1 protein-coding gene is annotated in these 933 nt (G+C 67.3%); it reads right to left on the bottom strand.

All coding sequences use genetic code 11. The annotated features are described in order from the left end of the window. Positions 1–87: 87 nt before the first annotated feature. Positions 88–933 (bottom strand): RNA-guided endonuclease InsQ/TnpB family protein (locus tag ACWBNA_RS47835; protein WP_482710881.1); only part of this gene is annotated, 846 nt, incomplete at its 5' end.

Below are 933 nucleotides of genomic sequence, written 5' to 3'. Positions count from 1 at the left end.
GTCAACTTGACCCGGCCCTGAAGGGCCGGGCTTGGAGGTAGTGCCCGGCTGGCTGCTGGGGTGGACTCCTCCGTCCAGACACCCCGTTTATGGGGTGGCGGGGACGCGTGACTCACGCCCCGCATTCCACACGCTCTCGCCACGGGTGGCGATGTTGTGGGAAGCATTCCGGTCGGCGTGGGCAACGACCCCGCACCCCCGGCAGATGAAAAGCCCCTGGTCGACACGGTTGCGCTTGTCGAGGTGGCCGCACTCGGCGCACGTCTGCGACGTGTACGCGGGATCAACGAAGACCAGGGGCACACCGGCCCGCCTGGCCTTGTAGACGATGAAGTCTCCGAGCTGGGCGAAGGCCCAGGAGTGGAGTGCGACCCGTTGGGGCTTGCGGAGCCGTACCCGGTTGCGGATGCCCTTGAGTTCTTCGAGGGACAGGCCGCGCCCGGTGCGTTCAGCCTCGGTCACGATCGTCTTGGAGATGATGTGGTTCTGGTTGGCGGCGTGCCGCGCCTCTTTGCGGGCACGGGCCTTGAGCCGCCGCTTGGCGCTCTTGGTGCGCTTCTTCTGGAGCTTGGCCCGCAGGGCAAGCTGTCGCTTGCGGTACCGGTTGAGCCCTCGCCCGGCGGCGAGGTAGCCGGTGGAGGCGGTGGCGATGTTTTCGATCCCGAGATCCACGCCGATAAAGCCGTCCGGCTCATACTGCTCGGCCTCGGGCACGTCACAGGTGGCGACGAGGTAGAACACACCGTCGCGCTCGACCAGGTCGGATTCGCCCTGCCGGTGCGCCTGCAGCATCTTGAGCGCGTCCGGGGAGCACACGAACGGCACGTTCTTGACCCGGCCGTCCATGGTCCAGATGGACACGGACCGCTGGTCGTACTGCCAGCTCAGGCACCGGTCGTCATACGGCTGGGCGGCCTCGGGGCGAAAGGTGAC

The sequence above is a fragment of the Streptomyces sp. Q2 genome, assembly GCF_056820935.1.
Note: the sequence above shows the minus strand (reverse complement) of the source record. Positions and strands in the feature narration are given on the sequence as shown.